The sequence below is a fragment of the Herbiconiux sp. FW305-C-125 genome (assembly GCF_058783455.1).
Genome location: NZ_JBYSYO010000028.1, coordinates 1 through 3,605 on the forward strand (window position 1 = coordinate 1; position 3,605 = coordinate 3,605).

Here is a 3,605-nt window from a genome sequence, read left to right on the forward strand (position 1 = left end):
CTACCCCTCACGTTGACTGCGTAGCCAAGCTCATTCTCGAAGAATGTTCGTTACACCACTCCACGGGACTTGACCGTTTCGTTACGCCGCGAAATTACTGCCTTGCGCGCCGGAAGGCGCTGCAGGGCTGCGGCGTCAGGCTGGGGGATGTTCACCCTCCCGGCCGCGAACGTCGTGGCGACAAGCTCCCCGGCAGCCCGAGCGCTGAGGCCGAGTTCGGCGTTGAGCGCATCAGCGTGCTTTTGCATCTCAAGCATGCTGTCGGAATGCGCCCAATGCTGGGAATGGGATAATAGCCCGGTTCATCAGCCACCGCCGCGCCAAGGCGAGCGACGTAGCGGTCGCCGACGATGGCTAGGAAGGCGTACCGCTTTCCGGCGACCAGGGCGTCGATGCCGGATTCGAAACGGACTTCCGCTGTGAGTTCGCGGATCATTGGTTTCGTCTCCATCACGCCGCCTCGGCGGGCTGGGGGTGAAGGTCGAGGCTCTCTGCGACGCCGCGTGTGATCGCGGCGGCTTGAAAGGCCTCGCGCGACAGGTCGATGGCGCGCTGGGTCGACCTATCCGTGCCTTCTCCGAAAATAATCTCAACAGCGACCGCGGCGAATACGCGCGCCTTGGCGCGCACCCGGTCCGCCGCACGGATCGGGAAGGCGTCGCACCCGCACTTGGGGCAGTCGCCGGCCGGCACGGGCTCCCCGGGCCGCAGGACGCCCTCGGTGATGGGGCGAAGCTCGCTAGCGACGCAGCCCCATCCGCAGGCGTCGTCGCTGGAGCGGACCGGGGTGTCGGGGGTGCAAGGCTCGATGATCAGAATTCGATCGCTCATGCGGGGCCCTTCGGTTGAGGGAAGTTGGGAAAGTGACGCTTGCCGTCTTCGACAAAGGCCACGACGTCGTCCCAGCTGTTGCTTTCGAGCATCGTCACGTCCTCGCAGACCATGACGAACTGCGGACCGCTGGGCCGCTGGGCCGCTCGCGCTTCTGGGGATCGGTGAAGTCGATCCACAGGCGGAACACGTCGCAGACGAATGAGGGGCAGACGTCCTGGCGCCAGGAGGTGTCTTCGAAGTCCCAAGCGCCGGTGACGACGGACGGCACGTCGAAGTCGAAATCGGGAAACTCTTCGCGGTAGGTCAGCGCGTCTCCGGGCTGGTGGGGCTCGAAGAAAGAAGGCTCGCGCTCGGGGGCGAGCACGGGCCTCAAGGTGGGGAGAGATCACAACCGAGCTCAGCCAAGCAGCCAAACTCACCTAACCCTCGCCCTCCCTTCCCCTTTCGAGGACGCAGCGTCTCAGCGGCCGGGGAACTTCCGCAGCATTTCGTAGACCTCATCGTCGTAGGCGCGGGTGCGCTGGAGGTCGGCGTCCCAGAAGGACACCCCGGAACGAAGGCGATCGGCGACGTGCCCGATCCTGTGATCGCTGATCGGCCCGGCAGGTGTCGGACCTTGACCAGGAATTCCCCCATACAATGCTCCCCCTCGGCCGAGCCCAGGGCTCGACCGACCCCTTCGAGCGAGCAGGCCCCGCAACGCCCACGGCACGGAGAAAGGATGGAGCCGGGAGGCCCCGAAGCGTGGGATCGGCTGAACCCTGGGGCACCATGCGCGCCAGCCCCCTCTTGCCTGCCGTCGACTGGAAGAGCCCCACGACCGGCTCGATCTGGCCGGCGCATGCTCGAGCGGTACGGCAAGTGGAATACGGCAAGCTCTTCAGTCGGTGGGCGGCGGCCGGGTGTGGGAGCGTCTGATCGACGAACTGACGAAGGATTGAGACACTCAGTACCTGATGCTAAGCTCGACCGTGGTGCGAGCTCACAAGCAGGCGACGACAGGCCGGGGTTCCAGCACAGAAAAGAGTGGCCTCAATCCGGCTGTGGGGCGTCCCCGAGGCGGACCTTCACTAAGGCGGTGTGGGGTGCCAGTTGGGGACGAAACCTGGGCCCGGCCCGTATCTGTCGGCCGGACCCCATCTCCCGCAAGCATCAGGCCGCTGGGATCTTCCGCGACGGGTTCAGCAATTGGGGCCGCCGAGCGACCCATGGCAGCGCCCCTTCCAACTGCGCGGCCACCTGAAGGAGGAGGTCCTCGCGTCCATAGGCCGCGACGATCTGCACCCCAATCGGCATCCCATCGCTAGACATGCCGATGGGGAGGGAGATAGCCGGCTGCCCCGAAACGTTGAAGGGAACGGTGAAGGCCAGCATCCGCAGACTGCCCGAGATAAAGGCGGACTGACGCCCTTCCAAGTCGGTTCCCTTGGCGAGCATGAGTTCCCCAATTTCCGGCGTCTGACGCGTTACAGTCGGCAAGATCAGGAGGTCCCAACCCGCCTCCCACCAACGCTCCACCTTCCCAGCGTAGTATCGAAGCTCGTCCACGCACGCGGCGAAGGCGCGCCCCGTGACTTGGTCTGCGCGTTTGACCATTTCCCAACTGGTCCACTCAACGTCATCCTCCGTCAGCGGCCGGCCGATCAGTTCTCCGTTGCGTTCGATCTCTCGCGCGATCACGACGTCGGTGATCGGCGAGAGGTCCTTGAGGAAGGACCGATCGCCGAGCGCCTCTGGGTAGGCGTCGTTCACGTCATGGCCGAGCGCGGCAAGCGCCGCAGCGGCGCCCCGTGCCGCCGCGGCGCATTCCGGATCCAGAGCGAAGTCGCCAACGGGGTTGTGGGTCAGGACCCCCACGCGGAGACTGCCCGGATTCTCGCTTATGCCCTGGGCGTAGGGCCGTGACGCTGTCGGTGCGCAGAACGTGTCGCCCGGCCGATGGCCGCTGACGACGTCCAGTAACGCCGCGATGTCCCGCACGCTTCGCGCAAAGAGGCCTTCATGGGCGGTTCCTGCGACGTTGTCTGAATCAGTGACCAAGGGGCCTGGGGATATCCGCCCACGCGTCGGCTTGAGGCCGACGACGCCGCAGACGCTGGCAGGTATGCGCACGGAACCTGCCGCGTCATTGCCGTGCGCAACCGGTGACAGAGCCGCGGCTACCGCAGCCCCTGAGCCGCCGCTGGATCCGCCAACCGACCGTCCGAGGTTCCAAGGGTTCCGAGTGGCGCCCCACGCTTCGGGCTCCGTCGTTATCTGGTTGCCCATCTCCGGTGTATTCGTTTTGCCGAGCAAAACGAACCCCGCCGCGCGCATCCGCTGCACGAAATAGGCATCGTGGTCGGCTCTGTAGCCGGACTCTTTCATGCCTTTGATGCTGGACGTGTTGATATCGCCTTGGCTCACGACGGTGAGGTCCTTCAGAAGATAGGGCACGCCAGCGAAGGGCCCGGAGGCCAACTCGCTCTCACGCCGCGCCTTCTCAAAGAGCGGGATGATGACGGCATTGATCTCTGGGTTCACAGCTTGGACATGAGCGATCGTCGCCTCCAGCAGTTCGGTCCGGCTTATCTCTCCCGAGCGCACGAGTTCGGCCTGGGCCGTCGCATCCTGCCAAAGGTCCACCTTGCTCACTGTCGCGCTCCTTCTGCTGGTCTAAGCCGCGTGGACAATAACCTACCGCGACAGCTCCGGCGGGTCAAGTCCCGTGGAGTGGTGTAACGAACATTCTTCGAGAATGAGCTTGGCTACGCAGTCAACGTGAGGGGTAG

The 3,605-nt window shown here is 65.0% G+C and carries 4 protein-coding genes; all 4 read right to left on the reverse strand.

What is annotated here, in order from left to right; genetic code table 11:
- Positions 1-151: 151 nt before the first annotated feature.
- The 4 genes from AC3WLB_RS24220 to nylA all read right to left on the reverse strand — a co-directional run bounded on the left by AC3WLB_RS24220 (position 152) and on the right by nylA (position 3,468).
- The gene (locus tag AC3WLB_RS24220; protein ID WP_139186682.1) at positions 152-436 is read right to left on the reverse strand and encodes a hypothetical protein; all 285 of its coding nucleotides are present in this window, start codon (positions 434-436) and stop codon (positions 152-154) included.
- 14 nt (positions 437-450) lie between these two features.
- Complete coding sequence (locus AC3WLB_RS24225; RefSeq protein WP_067940222.1) at positions 451-831, reverse strand: hypothetical protein; 381 nt, start codon at positions 829-831, stop codon at positions 451-453.
- A 94-nt stretch (positions 832-925) separates the two neighbouring features.
- The gene (locus AC3WLB_RS24230; RefSeq protein WP_067940226.1) at positions 926-1,198 is read right to left on the reverse strand and encodes a hypothetical protein; all 273 of its coding nucleotides are present in this window, start codon (positions 1,196-1,198) and stop codon (positions 926-928) included.
- A gap of 788 nt (positions 1,199-1,986) precedes the next feature.
- Positions 1,987-3,468: a 6-aminohexanoate-cyclic-dimer hydrolase gene (gene nylA / locus AC3WLB_RS24235; protein ID WP_234001864.1), complete on the reverse strand. Its 1,482-nt coding sequence runs from the start codon at positions 3,466-3,468 to the stop codon at positions 1,987-1,989.
- Positions 3,469-3,605: the final 137 nt, after the last annotated feature.

Excerpts from the sequence above, each read along its gene's own strand:
- AC3WLB_RS24225 (WP_067940222.1), bottom strand. The coding sequence starts at position 831 with ATGAGCGATCGAATTCTGATCATCGAGCCTTGCACCCCCGACACCCCG.
- AC3WLB_RS24220 (WP_139186682.1), bottom strand. The coding sequence starts at position 436 with ATGATCCGCGAACTCACAGCGGAAGTCCGTTTCGAATCCGGCATCGAC.